Annotated in this window: 12 protein-coding genes; 2 read left to right on the plus strand and 10 right to left on the minus strand. The window is 70.6% G+C overall.

What is annotated here, in order from left to right:
• Positions 1 to 72: 72 nt before the first annotated feature.
• The 3 genes from cimA to ACGFNH_RS09270 all read right to left on the minus strand — a co-directional run bounded on the left by cimA (position 73) and on the right by ACGFNH_RS09270 (position 4657).
• On the minus strand, positions 73 to 1686 hold the full coding sequence (gene cimA / locus ACGFNH_RS09260) for a citramalate synthase (protein WP_393652426.1): 1614 nt from the start codon (positions 1684 to 1686) through the stop codon (positions 73 to 75).
• A gap of 442 nt (positions 1687 to 2128) precedes the next feature.
• Complete coding sequence (locus ACGFNH_RS09265; protein ID WP_393652427.1) at positions 2129 to 3232, minus strand: branched-chain amino acid aminotransferase; 1104 nt, start codon at positions 3230 to 3232, stop codon at positions 2129 to 2131.
• A 384-nt stretch (positions 3233 to 3616) separates the two neighbouring features.
• Complete coding sequence (locus ACGFNH_RS09270) at positions 3617 to 4657, minus strand: 3-isopropylmalate dehydrogenase (RefSeq protein WP_393652428.1); 1041 nt, start codon at positions 4655 to 4657, stop codon at positions 3617 to 3619.
• Positions 4658 to 4787: 130 nt separating this feature from the next.
• On the opposite strand from ACGFNH_RS09270, the gene ACGFNH_RS09275 reads away from it, so the two are divergent.
• Positions 4788 to 6374 carry a purple acid phosphatase family protein gene (locus tag ACGFNH_RS09275; protein WP_393652429.1) on the plus strand — a complete coding sequence of 529 codons (1587 nt, stop codon included), beginning with the start codon at positions 4788 to 4790 and terminating at the stop codon, positions 6372 to 6374.
• 427 nt (positions 6375 to 6801) lie between these two features.
• Here ACGFNH_RS09275 and ACGFNH_RS09280 read toward each other — a convergent pair whose 3' ends face one another.
• The 3 genes from ACGFNH_RS09280 to ACGFNH_RS09290 form a co-directional block, all read right to left on the minus strand.
• Positions 6802 to 6939, minus strand: a complete 138-nt coding sequence (locus tag ACGFNH_RS09280; protein WP_393652430.1) for a hypothetical protein — start codon at positions 6937 to 6939, stop codon at positions 6802 to 6804.
• Positions 6940 to 7572: 633 nt separating this feature from the next.
• A complete protein-coding gene (gene pruA, locus ACGFNH_RS09285; protein ID WP_393652431.1) occupies positions 7573 to 9204 on the minus strand; it encodes an L-glutamate gamma-semialdehyde dehydrogenase in 1632 nt (543 codons plus the stop codon).
• Between the two features lie 65 nt (positions 9205 to 9269).
• Positions 9270 to 10196: a proline dehydrogenase family protein gene (locus ACGFNH_RS09290; protein ID WP_393652432.1), complete on the minus strand. Its 927-nt coding sequence runs from the start codon at positions 10194 to 10196 to the stop codon at positions 9270 to 9272.
• A gap of 234 nt (positions 10197 to 10430) precedes the next feature.
• On the opposite strand from ACGFNH_RS09290, the gene ACGFNH_RS09295 reads away from it, so the two are divergent.
• Positions 10431 to 11906: a helix-turn-helix domain-containing protein gene (locus ACGFNH_RS09295; RefSeq protein ID WP_393652433.1), complete on the plus strand. Its 1476-nt coding sequence runs from the start codon at positions 10431 to 10433 to the stop codon at positions 11904 to 11906.
• 225 nt (positions 11907 to 12131) lie between these two features.
• On the opposite strand, the gene serA is transcribed toward ACGFNH_RS09295, so the two are convergent.
• The 4 genes from serA to ACGFNH_RS09315 form a co-directional block, all read right to left on the minus strand.
• Positions 12132 to 13724, minus strand: coding sequence for a phosphoglycerate dehydrogenase (serA, locus tag ACGFNH_RS09300; RefSeq protein ID WP_393652434.1), 1593 nt, complete (start codon positions 13722 to 13724; stop codon positions 12132 to 12134).
• A gap of 266 nt (positions 13725 to 13990) precedes the next feature.
• Positions 13991 to 14989 (minus strand): ketol-acid reductoisomerase, encoded by a 999-nt coding sequence (ilvC, locus tag ACGFNH_RS09305; protein WP_393652435.1) that lies wholly within the window; start codon positions 14987 to 14989, stop codon positions 13991 to 13993.
• Positions 14990 to 15062: 73 nt separating this feature from the next.
• Complete coding sequence (gene ilvN, locus ACGFNH_RS09310) at positions 15063 to 15587, minus strand: acetolactate synthase small subunit (protein ID WP_393652436.1); 525 nt, start codon at positions 15585 to 15587, stop codon at positions 15063 to 15065.
• 43 nt (positions 15588 to 15630) lie between these two features.
• Positions 15631 to 17508: an acetolactate synthase large subunit gene (locus tag ACGFNH_RS09315; protein WP_393652437.1), complete on the minus strand. Its 1878-nt coding sequence runs from the start codon at positions 17506 to 17508 to the stop codon at positions 15631 to 15633.
• Between the last annotated feature and the right edge of the window lie 64 nt (positions 17509 to 17572).

Here is a 17572-nt window from a genome sequence, read left to right on the forward strand (position 1 = left end):
GGCACCGCGCCCCGGCCGGGGTCTCCCCTCCCCGGCCGGGGCGCCGCGCTCCCGCCGGTCGGGGAGGGGCAGCTACTCCTGCGGGTCGACGCCCGCCCGCAGCAGCCCGTAGGTGTACGCGTCCTCCAGCGCCTGCCAGGACGCGGCGATCACGTTGTCCCCCACGCCGACCGTCGACCACTCGCCCTGACCGTCGGTCGTTGCGACCAGCACCCGCGTCGTGGACTGCGTACCGTGCTTGCCCTCCAGGATGCGGACCTTGTAGTCGACCAACTCCAGCTTCGCGAGCTGCGGGTAGATCCGCTCCAGGCCCACGCGCAGCGCCCGGTCGAGGGCGTTGACGGGGCCGTTGCCCTCGGCCGTCGCGACGATCCGCTCGCCCTTGGCCCACAGCTTCACCGTGGCCTCGTTGGCGTGCGTCCCGTCCGGGCGGGTCTCGACGATCCCGCGCCAGGACTCGATGCGGAAGTAGCGCCGGGCACGGCCCTCGGCCTCCTCGCGGAGCAGCAGTTCGAAGGACGCGTCGGCGGCCTCGTACGTGTAGCCGGCGAGTTCGCGCTCCTTGACGCGCTCCACGACCCTGCCGACCAGTTCCCGGTCCCCGCCGAGATCGACGCCCAGCTCCTTGCCCTTGAGCTCGACGGAGGCGCGGCCGGCCATGTCGGAGACCAGCATCCGCATGGTGTTGCCGACGCACTCGGGGTCGATGTGCTGGTAGAGGTCCGGGTCCACCTTGATGGCGGAAGCGTGCAGCCCGGCCTTGTGCGCGAAGGCGGAGACACCGACGTAGGGCTGGTGCGTGGAGGGGGTGAGGTTCACGACTTCGGCGATGGCGTGCGAGATGCGGGTCATCTCCTCCAGCGCGCCCTCGGGCAGCACCTGGCGCCCGTACTTGAGCTGGAGCGCGGCGACGACGGGGAAGAGGTTGGCGTTGCCGACCCGCTCGCCGTAACCGTTGGCCGTGCACTGGACGTGGGTGGCACCGGCGTCGACGGCGGCGAGCGTGTTGGCGACGGCGCAGCCGGTGTCGTCCTGGGCGTGGATGCCCAGCCGTGCGCCGGTGTCCGCCAGCACGGTGGCGACGACGGCCTGGACCTGGGCGGGCAGCATGCCGCCGTTGGTGTCGCACAGCACGACCACGTCCGCGCCCGCCTCTGACGCGGTGCGCACGACGTCCTTGGCGTAGGCGGGGTTGGCCCGGTAGCCGTCGAAGAAGTGCTCGCAGTCGACGAAGACGCGGCGGCCCTCGGAGCGGAGGTGGGCGACGGTGTCGCGCACCATCGCCAGGTTCTCCTCCAGCGTGGTGCGCAGCGCCAGTTCCACATGGCGGTCGTGCGCCTTGGCGACCAGCGTGATCACCGGGGCGCCCGAGTCCAGCAGGGCGCGCACCTGCGGGTCGTCGGCGGCGGACACCCCCGCGCGCCGGGTCGCGCCGAAGGCCACGAGCCGGGCGTGGCCGAAGTCGATCTCGGCCTGCGCACGGGCGAAGAACTCGGTGTCGCGGGGGTTCGCACCGGGCCAGCCGCCCTCGATGAAGCCCACACCGAAATCGTCCAGGTGCCGGGCGATGGTCAGCTTGTCCGCGACGGTGAGGTTGATGCCCTCGCGCTGGGCACCGTCGCGCAGCGTGGTGTCGAAGACGTGGAAGTCGTCCCCGGGAGAAGAGGGACCGTTTGCGTCCGTCATGCTGATCTGACTCCTGTTGGATCTCGGTCTACCTGGGACCCCCGGAGGTGAGCCACGGGGGATCCGGCTCCACCGTCCCTCATGACTCCTCGCGCTCCGCGTCCGGCACGAGTGGGCCGGAAAACGAAAAAACCCCTCGCGGGTGCGAGAGGTCTGCGCGCGGGTCATAGGACACGGTGCCCGCTCCGTAATGGGTTCTACGGGGCGGTCACTGCGGACCGGCGCGCCCTGCCAATAATCATGGCGAACGAGAGCACGCGGGCATTCTTGCACGGAATCCGCTCAGGGCGAGACAAGGTCTCACGATGTGGGCAGATCGGGGCGGTGGCCCCCGCACGCGGTGCCGGTGACCGGCCCGCACCCGGTGAGCCCGACGGCCAGGGCCGCACCCCGACGACGTGTATCCGTCGGTGCGCGGCCCTGGTGCCGTCGTACGGGGACGTCAGCCGCCCAGCGGGTGCATCCAGCCGTGCGTGTCCGGAGCCTGGCCCATCTGGATGTCCAGCAGCGACTTGCGGAGCCTGGTGGTGACCTCGCCCGGCTCACCGTCGGCCACGGTCCAGTTCCCCTTGGCCGACTTCACCGAGCCGACCGGGGTGATCACGGCGGCGGTGCCGCAGGCGAAGACCTCGGTGAGCGTGCCGTCGGCGTTGCCCTCACGCCAGTCGTCGACCGAGATCCGTCCCTCGGAGACCTCGTACCCCAGGTCGGCGGCGATCTGCAGCAGCGAGGCGCGGGTGATGCCGGGCAGCAGCGATCCGGACAGCTCCGGCGTCACGATCCGGCGCCTGCCGTCCTCCTCCCCGTACACGAAGTACAGGTTCATCCCGCCCATCTCCTCGATCCAGCGGCGCTCGATCGCGTCCAGCCAGACCACCTGGTCGCAGCCCTGCTCGGCGGCCTGCGCCTGGGCGACCAGGGAGGCGGCGTAGTTGCCGCCTGCCTTCGCCGCGCCGGTGCCCCCGGGCGCGGCCCGGACGTACTCCTCCGACAGCCACACCGAGACGGGCTTCACGCCGCCGGGGAAGTACGCGCCGGCGGGAGAGGCGATGACCATGAAGAGGTACTCGTTGGCGGGCCGCACCCCCAGCCCGACCTCGGTGGCGAAGAGGAACGGCCGCAGGTAGAGCGACTGCTCACCCTCGCTCGGCACCCACTCCTTGTCCTGGGCGACCAGGGCCTCGCAGGCCGCGATGAAGGTCTCGACGGGCAGCTCGGGCATGGCCAGGCGGCGGGCCGACGCCTGGAAACGCTTGGCGTTCTCCTCCGGGCGGAAGGTGGCGACGCTGCCGTCGGGCTGCCGGTACGCCTTGAGCCCCTCGAAGATCGTCTGCGCGTAGTGCAGCGTCATGTTCGCGGGGTCGATCGAGAGGGGGGCGTAGGGCACGAGCTGGGCGTCGTGCCAGCCGCGCCCCTCGGTCCACTTGATCGTCACCATGTTGTCGGTGAAGTGCCGGCCGAAGCCGGGGCTGGCCAGGATCGCCTCGCGCTCCGCGTCGGCGAGCGGGTGGGCCGATGGCTTGAACTCGATCGAGGGGGTCGTCATGTCTGTTCTGTCCTTCACCGTGAGGTCGTGGCGGACCGCGCGCTCCGCCTTCGCCATGGCGCGCCGCCTCAGGCGATGCTAGGACGTCCGAGCTTCTCTCCGGGATGCGGCCCTCGTTCGATTATCGCGAATCGCGCCGCAAGGGAGAGTACGGGCGCCGGCGGGCTCGGCAGTCGCGGTCCAGCATTGATGGTCGCACCCGGGCTCCGCCGTTGTCAGCGGGCCGAGCCGTCAGCGGTGCGGTGTGTCACCGACAGGCCGGGGTGTGAGGCTCGCGGGATACGCGAGTGAGCAAGACTGCGGCGCGGCGCCCCGGGGAGGGGCGGACGCGTCGTGAAAGCGGGTGCACTGCCGGGGGCGGCTCCCAGCGGTGGCCGAAAAGGGTCAGCCGGATACTCGGGCGGCCAGCGCGTCACCGATCGTGTCGGTGGTGCGCGGCGCGTCGCCCCTCCCCGCGAGGTCCGCGGCGACGGCGGCCTCGATGCGGGCCGCCTCGTCCGCGTAGCCGAGGTGCTGGAGCAGCAGAGCGACGGAGAGGATCGTCGCCGTCGGGTCCGCCTTGCCCTGGCCCGCGATGTCGGGCGCCGAGCCGTGGACCGGCTCGAACATCGACGGGAACCCGCGGGTGGGGTTGATGTTGCCGGAGGCCGCGAGGCCGATACCGCCGGTGACGGCGGCGGCCAGGTCGGTCAGGATGTCACCGAAGAGGTTGTCGGTGACGATCACGTCGAACCGCTCGGGCTGCGTGACGAAGAAGATCGTCGCCGCGTCCACGTGCAGGTAGTCGGTGGTGACCTCGGGGTACTCCTCGCCGACCTTGTCGAAGATGCGCTTCCACAGGTGACCGGCGTGGACGAGGACGTTGTTCTTGTGAACGAGCGTCAGCTTCTTGCGGGGGCGCGCCTTCGCCCGCTCGTACGCGTCCCGGACCACGCGCTCCACGCCGTACGCCGTGTTGAGGCTGACCTCGGTCGCGACCTCGGCGGGCGTACCGGTGCGCAGGGAACCGCCGTTGCCCACGTACGGACCCTCGGTGCCCTCGCGGACGACGACGAAGTCGATGTCGGGGCGGCCGGCCAGCGGGGTGGCGGTGTTCGGGAACAGCTTCGACGGACGCAGATTGATGAAGTGCTCGAAGGCGAACCGGAGTTTGAGCAGCAGCCCTCGCTCGAGGACGCCGGACGGCACGGACGGGTCACCGATCGCGCCGAGCAGGATCGCATCGTGTCCGGCGAGGGACTCCAGCTCCGTGTCCGGGAGGGTCTCGCCCGTGGCGTGCCAGCGCCGGGCGCCCAGATCGTAGGTCCTGGTCTCCAGCTTCACATCCTGCGGGAGGACGGCGGAGAGGACCTTGAGGCCCTGGGCCACGACTTCCTGGCCGATGCCGTCACCCGGAATCACTGCGAGATCGATGCTGCGAGACATGCTTGGCACCCTACTCCCCGTCCCATCGTTCGACACGCCCTGTCCGCCATCCGGACAAGCCGGGCCGCGGCCAAACTCTGTTCACCTGGCGGATAGCGGGGAGTTGAAAGCTACTGGCAAGTTGTTCGACATGACTGATACCCCACGTGTCGGCATCCCGGAGCAACTGCAGAGCCGGATGAGCATGCCGGAGCAGCACGAGTACCTGCGCTCGAAGCTGTCACGCCGCAAGGTGCTGGTGGGCGGTGCGGCCACCGCGGGGACGGCCGGGGGTCTCGGCCTCCTCGCCGGTTCCGCGGGAACCGCCCACGGCAACCCCTCCCCCACACTCGTCACCGCCCGCGCGACCGCCGAGGTCGACGGCGCGCTGGTGGCCCCCTTCGGTCGCCATCTGGCCTTCGGCGCCGACCCCAGGACACAGATGCGGATCTCATGGCAGGTGCCGTTCGCGGTCAAGCGGCCGTATCTGCGCGTGGGGACGAAGCCCTGGGAGCTCAGCCGCAAGATCGAGGCGGAGGTGCGCGATCTGCACACCCCGTCGCTGTCGAAGAAGCTCCCGGCTGTCGACCAGTACTACCTCCACGTGGCCTTGGACGGGCTGCGCCCGGGAACCACGTACTACTACGGCGTCGGACACGACGGGTTCGACCCGGCCGAGGCGAGCCGGCTCTCCACCATCGGATCGTTCCGCACGGCCCCGGCCTCGGCGGAGAAGTTCGTCTTCACGGCCTTCGGCGACCAGGGCGTGAGCTACGACGCCCTCGCCAACGACCAGTTGATCCTGGGGCAGAACCCGTCCTTCCATCTGCACGCGGGCGACATCTGCTACGCCGACTCCTCGGGACAGGGCAAGGAGTCCGACACCTACGACGCCCGCGTGTGGGACCAATTCCTGGCGCAGACCGAGTCGGTGGCGGCGAGCGTGCCGTGGATGGTGACCACCGGCAACCACGACATGGAGGCCTGGTACTCCCCCAACGGCTACGGCGGCCAGTCCGCCCGCTGGTCCCTCCCCGAGAACGGGCCGGACCCCGCGCAGGCGCCGGGCGTCTACTCCTTCACGTACGGGAACATGGGCGTCGTCGCCCTCGACGCGAACGACGTCAGCTACGAGATCCCGGCGAACCAGGGCTGCACCGACGGCAAGCAGACGGAGTGGCTCGACAAGCGCCTGCGCTCACTGCGGGCGGACTCCGGCATCGACTTCATCGTGGTCTTCTTCCACCACTGCGCGTACTCCACGAGCACGCACGCCTCCGACGGCGGAGTGCGGGACGCGTGGGGGGACCTCTTCGAGAAGCACCAGGTCGACCTGGTCATCAACGGGCACAACCACGTCTACGAGCGCACCGACGCCATCAAGGGCGGCGAGGTCGGCAAACCGCTGCCGATCGGCGCCACGACGGACCCGACCCGCGACGGCATCGTTCATGTGACGGCGGGCGGCGCGGGCAAGGACCTCTACGGCTTCGGGCCGGGCGTCAAGGACAGCTACGAGGGCCATGTCCACGACCACGACCACATCCTGACCTTCCACTGGACGAAGTCGCGGCTGCCGGACCCGGACACGGTGGAGTGGTCGCGCGTCCGCTACACCGGCTTCTCGTTCCTCGCGGTGGAGGTCGAGCCGGGCAGCCGCCCGCGGATGAAGGTCACCGCGCTGGCGGAGAGCGGCGAGCGCATCGACGCGTTCGAGATCGTACGGCCGGGCAGCTAGCGGGTGCTCCATGTCGCGGTACGGCGCGAGCGGGTGGTGCCGGCGCATGGGGCGATGCTCGTGAGGCACCCCCACGCCATGGGTCGGGGGGGGGGGGGGGGGGGGGGGGCCCGCCCCCCGCGGCGGGGGGGGGGGGGGCGGGGGGGGAGCTCGACCCTGTGGGGCGGGGGGGGGGGGGGGGGGGGGGGGGGGGGGGGCCCGCCCCCCCCCCCCCCCCGGGCGCGGGGCCCCCCCCCCCCCCCCCCCCCCCCCCCCGACCCGGTGTGCGCAGACGCATGCGGCCGTGCTGCAGCGCGGCCGTATCGCGTGGAGGCGACCGTGGTGACACGGCACCGCACCGCCCTGTACCCGGCGACGGGCGCTCAGGCCGGGGCAGTGCCGCGCCGGGACGCCGGTCGCGGCGTCCCGGCGCTCGCTGTCGTGGTGGTCAGTTCCCGTGCCCGGTGGAGCCGCCGTTGTCCCGGCGGTCCAGCGCCCGCTGAAGGGCGGCCGCGGCGTTCTTGCGGGCATCGGCGTCGGCGTTGCGGGCGGCGGTGTGGCGGACCTTGCGGAGGGTCTCGTTCATGAGTGCACGTCTCCAATAACAGAGCGAGGAAGATCCCCGAGATTGCTGTTCGGGACGCCGGAGGGGCGGGGGGCCATGGCTCAGCAGGGGTCACCTGCGAGGGAGCGCTTGCCCTCATCCGCCGATCGCTGGATCGAGCGAGACGTTCGGCTCCTACAAAAGTAAGCGAGGTGAGCGCTGCTGTCTGCACAAATACTTGGGCTTCCTACTATCTGAGACGCCCACGGCGAACATCACACGTGTGGGTGCGCTCAGCGTGCGCCGGGCACGACCCCTTCGCCCCGGGCCGGCGACCCTCTCGTCGTCCCGTTCCGCCCGTGCGGGGGGCCGGTCGGAACGGCGGCTGCGGCATGACCGGGCTCGGGGCCGCCTGCGGGAGACCAGGTCTCCAGGGCATGCGGAGGACCGTCGAACCGTTTCGTGGATCTCGCGGTCACCGCGCTCGTGCCCTCTCCCTGCTCCCCGTGGGCAGGGATCCGCTCAGGTGCCCGCGGACCTCCGCGGTACCTGGACGGTCAACCGCGCCCGGCGCTACGGGAATTCACCATCCGCGACGCCAACCGCCCCCGCCCGGAAGCGAATCCGGTGCGGGGGCGGCGAGATGCCCGAAGGCCACGAGCTTGTGACGAGGTGTCAGCCCATGTGCGGGTAGCGGTAGTCCGTCGGCGGGACCAGCGTCTCCTTGATCGAGCGGGTGGAGGTCCAGCGCATCAGGTTCTGCTTGGCGCCCGCCTTGTCGTTCGTGCCCGAGGCACGGCCGCCGCCGAAGGGCTGCTGGCCGACGACGGCGCCCGTCGGCTTGTCGTTGATGTAGAAGTTGCCCGCGGCGAAGCGCAGCATCTCGCCGGTGTGCGCGGCGGCCGCGCGGTCCTGGGCGATGACGCAGCCGGTGAGGGCGTACGGCGAGGCCGACTCCATCTGCTGGAGCATCTCGTCGTAGCGGTCGTCCTCGTAGACGTGGACGCCGAGGATCGGGCCGAAGTACTCGGTCTTGAAGATGTCGTTGTCCGGGTCGGAGGAGACCAGGACCGTCGGGCGGACGAACCAGCCCTCGCTGTCGTCGTACGTGCCGCCCGCCACGACCTCGATCGTCGGGTCGGAGGTGGCCCGGTCGATCGCCGCCTTGTTCTTGGCGAAGGCGCGCTCGTCGATGACGGCGCCCATGAAGTTGGACAGGTCGGTGACGTCGCCCATCTGGAGGGAGTCGACCTCGGCCGCCAGCTCCTCCTTGAAGCCGCTCTCCCAGATCGAGCGCGGGATGTACGCGCGGGAGGCCGCGGAGCACTTCTGACCCTGGAACTCGAACGCGCCGCGGGTCATCGCGGTCCTCAGCACGGCCGGGTCGGCCGACGGGTGGGCGACGATGAAGTCCTTGCCGCCGGTCTCGCCGACCAGTCGCGGGTACGTCCTGTACTTCTCGATGTTGTTGCCGACCGTCTTCCACAGGTACTGGAAGGTCTTCGTCGAGCCGGTGAAGTGGATACCGGCCAGGTCCGGGTGCTCCAGGGCCACGTCGGAGACGTCCTTGCCGTCACCGGTCACCAGGTTGATGACGCCCTTCGGCAGGCCGGCCTCCTCCAGCATCTCCATCAGCAGCACGGCCGCGAGAGTCTGCGTGGGGGACGGCTTCCAGACCACCACGTTGCCCATCAGGGCGGGGGCGGTGGGGAGGTTGCCGGCGATGGCCGTGAAGTTGAACGGCGTGATCGCGTAGACGAAGCCCTCGAGCGGGCGGTGGTCGGAGCGGTTCCACACGCCCGTGGCGTTCGCCATCGGCTGCTCGGCCAGGATCTGGCGCGCGAAGTGCACATTGAAGCGCCAGAAGTCGATCAGCTCGCAGGGGGTGTCGATCTCGGCCTGCTGCGCGGTCTTGCCCTGGCCCAGCATGGTCGCGGCGGCCAGGGTCTCGCGCCACGGGCCCGACAGCAGCTCGGCGGCCTTGAGGATGATCGCGGCGCGGTCGTCGAAGGCCATGGCGCGCCATGCCGGGGCCGCGGCAAGGGCGGAGTCGATCGCGTCCTGCGCGTCCTGGTGGGTCGCGTTGGCGTACGTGCCGAGGGTGGACGCGTGGTTGTGCGGCTGGACGACGTCGAAGCGCTCGCCGCCGCCCATCCGCTTCGCGCCGCCGATCGTCATCGGCAGCTCACGCTGGTTGCCCGCGAGCTCCTTCAGCTTCTTCTCGAGCCGGGCGCGTTCCGGGCTGCCGGGTGCGTAGGTGTGCACCGGCTCGTTCACCGGCGCGGGGACCTGGGTCACAGCGTCCATGGTTGGCCGTTGTCTCCTTCGATCGATCGGGGACGGAGAGTCGGGGGAACGGTGTCGGGGCGGCCTCAGCCGCGGGTGGCGAGCGAGCGGAGGAAGAAGGCGAGGTTGGCCGGCCGCTCCGCGAGCCGCCGCATGAAGTATCCGTACCAGTCCGTTCCGTACGGAATGTAGACCCGCATACGGTGCCCTTCCGCCACGAGGCGCTGCTGCTCGGCCTCGCGGATGCCGTACAGCATCTGGAACTCGTAGTCGGCCGGCTTGCGGCCGGCGCGGAAGGCGAGCTCCTGGGCGATGGCGACCATCCGCGGGTCGTGGGAGCCGATCATCGGGTAGCCCTGGCCCGCCATGAGGATCTTCAGGCAGCGGACGTATGCCCGGTCGACCTCTCGTTTGTCCTGGTGGGCGACGGATGCGGGCTCCTTGTACGCGCCCTTCACCAGTCGCACCCTGGATCCTTCCCCGGCGAGTGCGCGGCAGTCGTCCTCGGTGCGGAAGAGGTAGGACTGCACGACGGCACCGGTCTGGGGGAAGTTCTTCCGCAGCTCGGCCAGGATGGCGAGCGTGGAGTCGACCGTGGTGTGGTCCTCCATGTCGAGGGTCACGGTCGTCCCCGCCGCCGCGGCCGCCTCGACGACCGGGGTGACATTGGCCAGGGCCAGGTCGTGACCGCCGGACAGGGCCTGCCCGAACGCCGAGAGCTTCACGGACATCTCGGCCCGCACGCCCAGGTTCTCGCGGCCCAGGGCCTCGGCGAGCGCGAGGTAGGCGTCGCGGGTGCGCAGCGCCTCGACCGGATCGGTGATGTCCTCGCCGAGGTGGTCGAGCGTGACCTCCAGGCCGCGAGCGCTCAGCGACCGTACGACCGCCATCGACTCGTCGAGATGCTCACCGGCGACGAACCGGTCCACCACGGGCCGGGTGACCGGTGCGGCCGAAACAAGGCGTCGGATGCTGTCGCTGCGCGCGGCGGCGAGGAGCACGGGACCCAGCACGGGGCACCTCCACGATGAGGACGGAAGCGCCGTTGCGGAAGTTTCCGCAACGGCAAGGAGAACCACCGTGAAACCTAGGGATCGCTTTGATGGTCGGCCATCGACAGCTGTCACGCATCCGTGGGACGGATCTCAGACAGATGTATGAGAATGGGTTTCGGTCACGGAATCACGGTGGCGGCGGCGAGGAACTCCGGCACCAGGACCACCTGCACGAACAACCGGAGCGGTGTCATGCGCGGCGACTATCAGCAGCTCGTGGACGAGATCTCGTCGGTGCTCGGCGCCCCCGCGACGCTCGAGGACCGCGACTTCGGGCTCATCGCCTTCGGTGCGCACGGCAGCGCCTCGGACGACGACAGCCAGCTCACGATGGATCCCGTACGGACCCGGTCGATCCTGCACCGGCGCTCGACCGCGGCCGTACGGGCGTGGTTCGAGGCGTTCGGCATCACCCGCGCCACCGGTCCCCTCCGCATCCCGCCGGACCCGGCGGCCGGGGTGGTCATGGGGCGGATATGTCTGCCGGTACGCCACGCCGGCGTCGTCCACGGCTACGTCTGGCTGCTCGACGACGGCCATCTCTCTCGGCTGGAGACCGGCCGGCCCGGGGTACCGCCCGACCCGGTGCTGGAGCAGGCCATGGACACGGCGGCCCGTATCGGCGCGCTGCTCGCGGCGGAGGTCCGGTCGGGGGCCGAGGCCGGTGAGCTGCTGCTGGAGTTGCTGACCGGACCGCCGGGCGGCCGCGACGCCGCCCTGTCCGGCCTCCGGGGCGCGCTCGGCACAGCGGCCGACGGCCCGCTGGCGATGGTCGCGGTGATGCCGTGGCGGAGCGGGACCGGTAGGGGCGGGGACGGCTTCGGTGAGGGCCCCGGCTCAGGGTTGGCCGGACAGCCGGGCGTGGCCGCGATGTGCATCGTGCCGGTTCCCGGCGGGGCGCAGGGCACCGGGGATGCCATGGCTTCGCACGGGCGGCAGGCCGAGGGGACCGCGGAGGCGGACGGTACGGCCGAGGGACTCGCGGCGCTCGTACGGCTCCGGACGACGACCGCCCTCGACCCGGCACATGCGGCGGCGGAGCGCCTGCTGCGCTCGCCGCGCGCGGGGACCGGCGGCGGCGGTCGCGGTCGCCGCGACGCCGATGCGACGGCACTCTCCCCGGGCGGCCCGAACGCCCGGACAGGCGCGGGCCCCAACGCCCGGGCGGGCAGCGGGGTCTCCGCCCGGAACGGGACCGCCACCGCCGAGCGCCCGGCCGCCGACCGGGCCGCAGCCGTCCAACCGGCTGAACAGGCAGATGGAGCGGCCGGGATCAGTGAACCGCGGCGCGGCCTGAACGGCCTGCACGCCGCATGGCACGAAGCCGTGGCCGCGGCCCGCGTCGCCCGGGGTGACGCCCGGCTCGGCCCGGTCGCCGAATGGGCGGCGATCGGCCCGTACCGTACGCTCACCCGGCTGCCGGTCACGGGCCCGGCGGATCCGGCGGTCGCCCCGCTGTTCGAGCCCGGACAGGTGCAGCTCGCGCACACGGCCGAGGTGTTCCTCGACTGCGCGGGGCAGGCGGGGCGGGCGGCGGCGGCGCTCGGGATCCACCGTCAGACGCTCTACTACCGGCTGTCGAGGGTGGAGAAGCTCACCGGGCTCGATCTGAACGTGGGCGAGGACCGTCTGCTGCTCCACATGGCGCTCAAGGCCGCCAGGATCTAGCGGTGCCGCTCCGGCGGTCCGGGGTCATCGCAGGCGCATGCCGGCTCCGCACGCGCAGCCCACTCGGTACGGAGTGGGCTCCTCACGCGCAGCCCACTCCGTACCGATGAACCGGGGCAGCGCCGGTCAGCGGCGCCGGAGATATGGCGAAGCCCGGCGCGGGATCGCGCCGGGCTTCGCTCTGTGCACCGCTATCGTGGCCCGCTGCCGTGCGGGCGGACCGCGTCAGTCCTGCAGATTGACCGTGCGGGCGGAGGCGGCGCCGATCTCCTCGGAGATCTCGGTGAGCACACCCGCCGGAACGACATCGTCCACGGTCAGGACGACCAGCGCCTCACCGCCCTGCGCGTTCCGCGAGACCTGCATGCCGGCGATGTTGAGGCCGGCCTCGCCCAGAATGCGGCCGACGGTGCCGACGATGCCGGGCCGGTCCGCGTAGCGCAGGAAGACCAGGTGATCGGCGACCGTGAGGTCCACGTCGTGCTCGCCGACGGCGACGATCTTCTGAATGTGCTTGGGACCGGCCAGGGTGCCGGACACGGCGATTTCCTCGCCGTCGGCGAGGGTGCCGCGGACCGTCACCACATTGCGGTGGTCGGGCGACTCCGAGCTGGTGGTCAGCCGGACCTCGACGCCGCGCTCCTGCGCGAACAGCGGCGCGTTGACGTACGAGACGGTCTCGTCGACGACATCCTCGAACACGCCCTTGAGCGCGGAGAGTTCGAGCACCTTGACGTCGTGCTGGGTGATCTCGCCGTAGACCTCGACGTCGAGCCGGACCGCGACCTCGCCCGCCAGGGCGGTGAAGATCCGGCCGAGCTTCTCGGCGAGCGGCAGACCGGGCTTGACGTCCTCGGCGATGACACCGCCCTGGACGTTGACGGCGTCCGGCACGAGCTCACCGGCGAGCGCGAGGCGCACGGACTTGGCGACGGAGATGCCCGCCTTCTCCTGGGCCTCGCCCGTGGAGGCACCCAGGTGCGGGGTGGCCACCACGTTGTCGAACTCGAACAGCGGGGAGTCGGTGCACGGCTCCTTGGAGAAGACGTCCAGACCCGCGCCCGCGACCCGGCCCTCCTTCAGCGCACTCGCCAGGGCGGTCTCGTCCACGATCCCGCCGCGCGCGGCGTTGACGATCCGCACCTCGGGCTTGACCCGGTGCAGCGCCTCGTCGCCGATCAGGCCGACGGTCTCCGGGGTCCTCGGGAGGTGGACGGTGATGAAGTCCGAGACCTCGAGCAGCTCGTCGAGAGAGAGCAGCTTGACGCCCATCTGCGCGGCGCGCGCGGGCTGCACATAGGGGTCGAAGGCAACGATCTTCATGCCGAAGGCGGCCATCCGCTGGGCGACCAGCACGCCGATGCGCCCGAGGCCGACGACGCCGAGCGTCTTCTCGGACAGCTCGACACCGGTGTACTTGCTGCGCTTCCACTCGCCGTCCTTGAGGGCGGCATTGGCCTGCGGGATGTTGCGCGCGGTGGCGACGATCAGCCCGCAGGCGAGCTCGGCAGCGGTGACGATGTTGGAGGTCGGAGCGTTCACGACCATGACGCCGGCCTTGGTGGCGGCGGAGACGTCCACGTTGTCCAGGCCCACACCGGCGCGGGCGACGACCTTGAGCTTCTTCGCGGCGGCGATGGCCTCGGCGTCGACCTGGGTGGCGCTGCGCACGAGGATCGCGTCGACCTCGGCGATCGCGGGGATCAGTGCGGCTCGGTCGGCGCCGTTGCAGTGGCGGATCTCGAAGTCGGGGCCGAGCGCGTCGACGGTGGCGGGCGACAGCTCTTCGGCAATGAGTACGACAGGTTTCGGGCTCACGGGGTCCTCAGTCCTCACTTGTCCTTTGGGGGCCCCTCCCGGACCCGAAGGGTCACGGGGGAGGACGGCCGTCCCGACGGCCGCAGGCGTGAAGGGGGGCAGCCGCGTGGAAGACGCACGACGCTGTGAGCCTGACGCGCTTGTCTTTGCAGTGTATCGGCGTATCGGGGCGCGTCATGCGCCTCCCGGGAAGGATCACTCGGTCGTGGCCGGCCACGCTGGACAAGGGGCCGCGGCGCCGGCCGCGGCCCCTCGGGCGTGATGCCTTACGCGTCCTCGTCGACCCAGCTCATGAGCTTGCGCAGCTCCTTGCCGGTGGTCTCCAGCTTGTGACCGGAGTCGGCCTTCTTGTACTCGTTGTACTTCGGCAGACCGGCGTGGTACTCCTCCATCCACCGACGGGCGAAGCTCCCGTCCTGGATCTCGGAGAGGACCTTCTTCATCTCGGCCTTGGTCTGGTCGTTGATGATCCGCGGGCCGGTGACGTAGTCGCCCCACTCGGCGGTCTCCGAGATCGACCAGCGCATCTTCTCCAGGCCGCCCTCGTACATGAGGTCCACGATCAGCTTGAGCTCGTGGAGGCACTCGAAGTACGCGATCTCCGGCTGGTAGCCCGCCTCGACCAGGGTCTCGAAGCCCGCCTTGACCAGGGCGGACGCGCCGCCGCAGAGGACGGCCTGCTCACCGAAGAGGTCGGTCTCTGTCTCCTCGGTGAAGGTGGTCTTGATGACGCCGGCGCGGGTGCCGCCGATGCCCTTGGCGTAGGAGAGCGCCAGCGGGAAGGCGTCGCCGGAGGCGTCCTGCTCGACGGCCGCGATGCAGGGCACGCCGCGGCCCTCTTCGTACTGGCGGCGGACGAGGTGGCCCGGGCCCTTGGGGGCGACCATACAGACGTCCACGTTGGCCGGGGGCTTGATGAAGCCGAACCGGATGTTGAAGCCGTGGCCGAAGAACAGCGCGTCGCCGTCCTCCAGGTTGTCCTTGATGGACTCCTCGTAGACCGTGGCCTGGATCGGGTCCGGCACCAGGACCATGATCACGTCGGCCTCGGCGGCGGCCTCGGACGGGGTGGTCACGCGCAGGCCCTGCTCCTCGGCCTTCGCCCGCGACTTGGAGCCCTCGGGAAGGCCGACGCGCACGTCGACGCCCGAGTCGCGCAGCGACAGCGCGTGGGCGTGGCCCTGGCTGCCGAAGCCGAGAACCGCGACCTTGCGGCCCTGGATGATGGACAGGTCGGCGTCGTCGTCGTAGAAGAGCTCGGCCACTTCGGGTTTCTCCTTGATTGGGGTTGTGCGCCCCACCGTATGACGGCGGGGATGGGAAGGAATCTCGGTCTCGTTATGCGGATCGGTCGAGCGCGCGGAGCGACCGGTCGGTGATGGAGCGGGCACCACGGCCTATGGCGATCGTGCCGGACTGGACCAGTTCCTTGATGCCGTACGGCTCCAGCATCTTGAGCATGGCGTCGAGCTTGTCGCTGCTGCCGGTGGCCTCGATGGTGACGGCCTCCGGGGAGACGTCCACGGTCTTGGCGCGGAAGAGCTGGACGATCTCGATGATCTGCGAGCGCGTCTCGTTGTCGGCGCGGACCTTCACCAGGACGAGTTCCCGCTGCACGGCCGCGCCCGGCTCCAGCTCGACGATCTTCAGCACGTTGACGAGCTTGTTGAGCTGCTTGGTGACCTGCTCCAGCGGCAGTGATTCCACGTTCACGACGATGGTGATACGGGAGATGTCGGGGTGCTCGGTGGTGCCGACCGCCAGGGAGTCGATGTTGAACCCGCGGCGGGAGAACAGGGCCGTGATCCGGGCCAGGACACCGGGCTTGTTCTCCACCAGGACGGAGAGCGTGTGCTTTGACATGGGCTGCTCGAATCTCTCTGCTTGAGGGGCGCTGGTCCCGGTCTCAGTCGTCTTCGTTGTCGCCGAAGTCGGGACGGACACCCCGGGCGGCCATGACCTCGTCGTTGGAGGTGCCGGCCGCGACCATCGGCCAGACCATCGCGTCCTCGTGGACGATGAAGTCCACCACCACGGGGCGGTCGTTGATGGCATTCGCCTCGGCGATGACCTTGTCCAGGTCGGCGGGGTCCTCGCAGCGCAGCGCCACACAGCCCATGGCCTCGGACAGCTTGACGAAGTCGGGGATGCGGGTGCCGGCGCTGGGCTGCTTGCCCTCGGCGGAGGCGGCCCGCAGCGCCTCGGGGCCGGAGTGCAGGACCGTGTTGGAATACCGCTGGTTGTAGAACAGGGTCTGCCACTGGCGGACCATGCCCAGCGCGCCGTTGTTGATGATCGCGACCTTGATCGGGATGTTGTTCAGCGCGCAGGTGACCAGCTCCTGGTTGGTCATCTGGAAGCAGCCGTCGCCGTCGATCGCCCAGACCGTACGGTCCGGGGCGCCCGCCTTGGCACCCATCGCGGCCGGGACCGCGTAGCCCATGGTCCCGGCGCCGCCGGAGTTCAGCCAGGTGCCGGGCTTCTCGTAGTCGATGTAGTGCGCGGCCCACATCTGGTGCTGGCCGACTCCGGCCGCGTAGACGGTCCCCTCCGGGGCGAGCCGGCCGATCTGCTGGATGACCTGCTGCGGGGAGAGGCTTCCGTCGTCGGGCTGGTCGTAGCCCAGGGGGTAGGTGTCGCGCCAGCGGTTCAGGGAGCGCCACCACTCGGTGTAGTCGCCGCTGCGGCCCGCGTCGTGCTCGGCCTGGACCGCGACGACGAGGTCGGCGATCACCTCGCGGGCGTCACCGACGATGGGGACGTCGGCGGCACGGTTCTTGCCGATCTCCGCCGGGTCGATGTCGGCGTGGACCACCTTGGCGTACGGGGCGAAGGAGTCCAGCTTGCCGGTGACGCGGTCGTCGAAGCGGGCGCCCAGCGCCACGATGAGGTCGGCCTTCTGCAGTGCGGTGACAGCGGTGACCGAGCCGTGCATGCCAGGCATGCCCACGTGCAGCTGGTGGGTGTCGGGGAAGGAGCCGAGCGCCATCAGAGTGGTGGTGACCGGGGCACCGGTGAGCTCGGCGAGGACCTTCAGCTCGGCGGTGGCACCGGACTTGATCACGCCGCCGCCGACGTACAGCACGGGGCGGCGGGCCTCGGCGATGAGCCGGGCGGCCTCGCGGATCTGCTTGGCATGCGGCTTGGTCACGGGGCGGTAGCCGGGCAGGTCGGTCTGCGGCGGCCAGACGAAGGTGGTGCGCGCCTGCAGGGCGTCCTTGGCGATGTCGACCAGGACCGGTCCCGGGCGGCCGCTGGACGCGATGTGGAACGCCTCGGCGATCGTCTTCGGGATCTCGGCCGCGTCGGTGACCAGGAAGTTGTGCTTGGTGATCGGCATGGTGATGCCGCAGATGTCCGCCTCCTGGAAGGCGTCCGTGCCGATCGACTTGGCGGCGACCTGGCCCGTGATCGCGACCATGGGGACGGAGTCCATGTGGGCGTCGGCGATCGGGGTGACGAGGTTGGTGGCACCGGGGCCGGAAGTGGCCATGCACACCCCGACCTTGCCGGTCGCCTGGGCGTAACCGGTGGCCGCATGGCCGGCGCCCTGCTCGTGCCGGACCAGGATGTGACGGACCTTCGAGGAGTCCATCAGCGGGTCGTAGGCCGGGAGGATCGCACCACCGGGAATGCCGAATACCGTGTCGGCGCCGACCTCCTCGAGAGAACGGATGAGGGACTGCGCACCCGTGACGTGCTCGGTGATGGAGGGCTGCTGTCCGCCGTTACGGGCCCGTGGGTGCGGATGCTGGGCCCCGGAGGCCTGCTCGGTCATCGGCATTCTCTTCTCGAAGATGAGGGTTTTGTGGTGTTCTGCGAAGTTCGGTGCAACAAAAAACCCCTCG

It is taken from the genome of Streptomyces sp. NPDC048639, assembly GCF_043199075.1.
Taxonomy (GTDB): domain Bacteria; phylum Actinomycetota; class Actinomycetes; order Streptomycetales; family Streptomycetaceae; genus Streptomyces.

What these genes read in the sequence shown, in the direction of transcription:
- cimA (WP_393652426.1), bottom strand. Translation starts at nt 1,686, where the DNA reads ATGACGGACGCAAACGGTCCCTCTTCTCCCGGGGACGACTTCCACGTC.
- ACGFNH_RS09265 (WP_393652427.1), bottom strand. Translation starts at nt 3,232, where the DNA reads ATGACGACCCCCTCGATCGAGTTCAAGCCATCGGCCCACCCGCTCGCC.
- ACGFNH_RS09270 (WP_393652428.1), bottom strand. Translation starts at nt 4,657, where the DNA reads ATGTCTCGCAGCATCGATCTCGCAGTGATTCCGGGTGACGGCATCGGC.
- ACGFNH_RS09275 (WP_393652429.1), top strand. Translation starts at nt 4,788, where the DNA reads ATGACTGATACCCCACGTGTCGGCATCCCGGAGCAACTGCAGAGCCGG.
- ACGFNH_RS09280 (WP_393652430.1), bottom strand. Translation starts at nt 6,939, where the DNA reads ATGAACGAGACCCTCCGCAAGGTCCGCCACACCGCCGCCCGCAACGCC.
- pruA (WP_393652431.1), bottom strand. Translation starts at nt 9,204, where the DNA reads ATGGACGCTGTGACCCAGGTCCCCGCGCCGGTGAACGAGCCGGTGCAC.
- ACGFNH_RS09295 (WP_393652433.1), top strand. Translation starts at nt 10,431, where the DNA reads ATGCGCGGCGACTATCAGCAGCTCGTGGACGAGATCTCGTCGGTGCTC.
- ilvN (WP_393652436.1), bottom strand. Translation starts at nt 15,587, where the DNA reads ATGTCAAAGCACACGCTCTCCGTCCTGGTGGAGAACAAGCCCGGTGTC.
- ACGFNH_RS09315 (WP_393652437.1), bottom strand. Translation starts at nt 17,508, where the DNA reads ATGCCGATGACCGAGCAGGCCTCCGGGGCCCAGCATCCGCACCCACGG.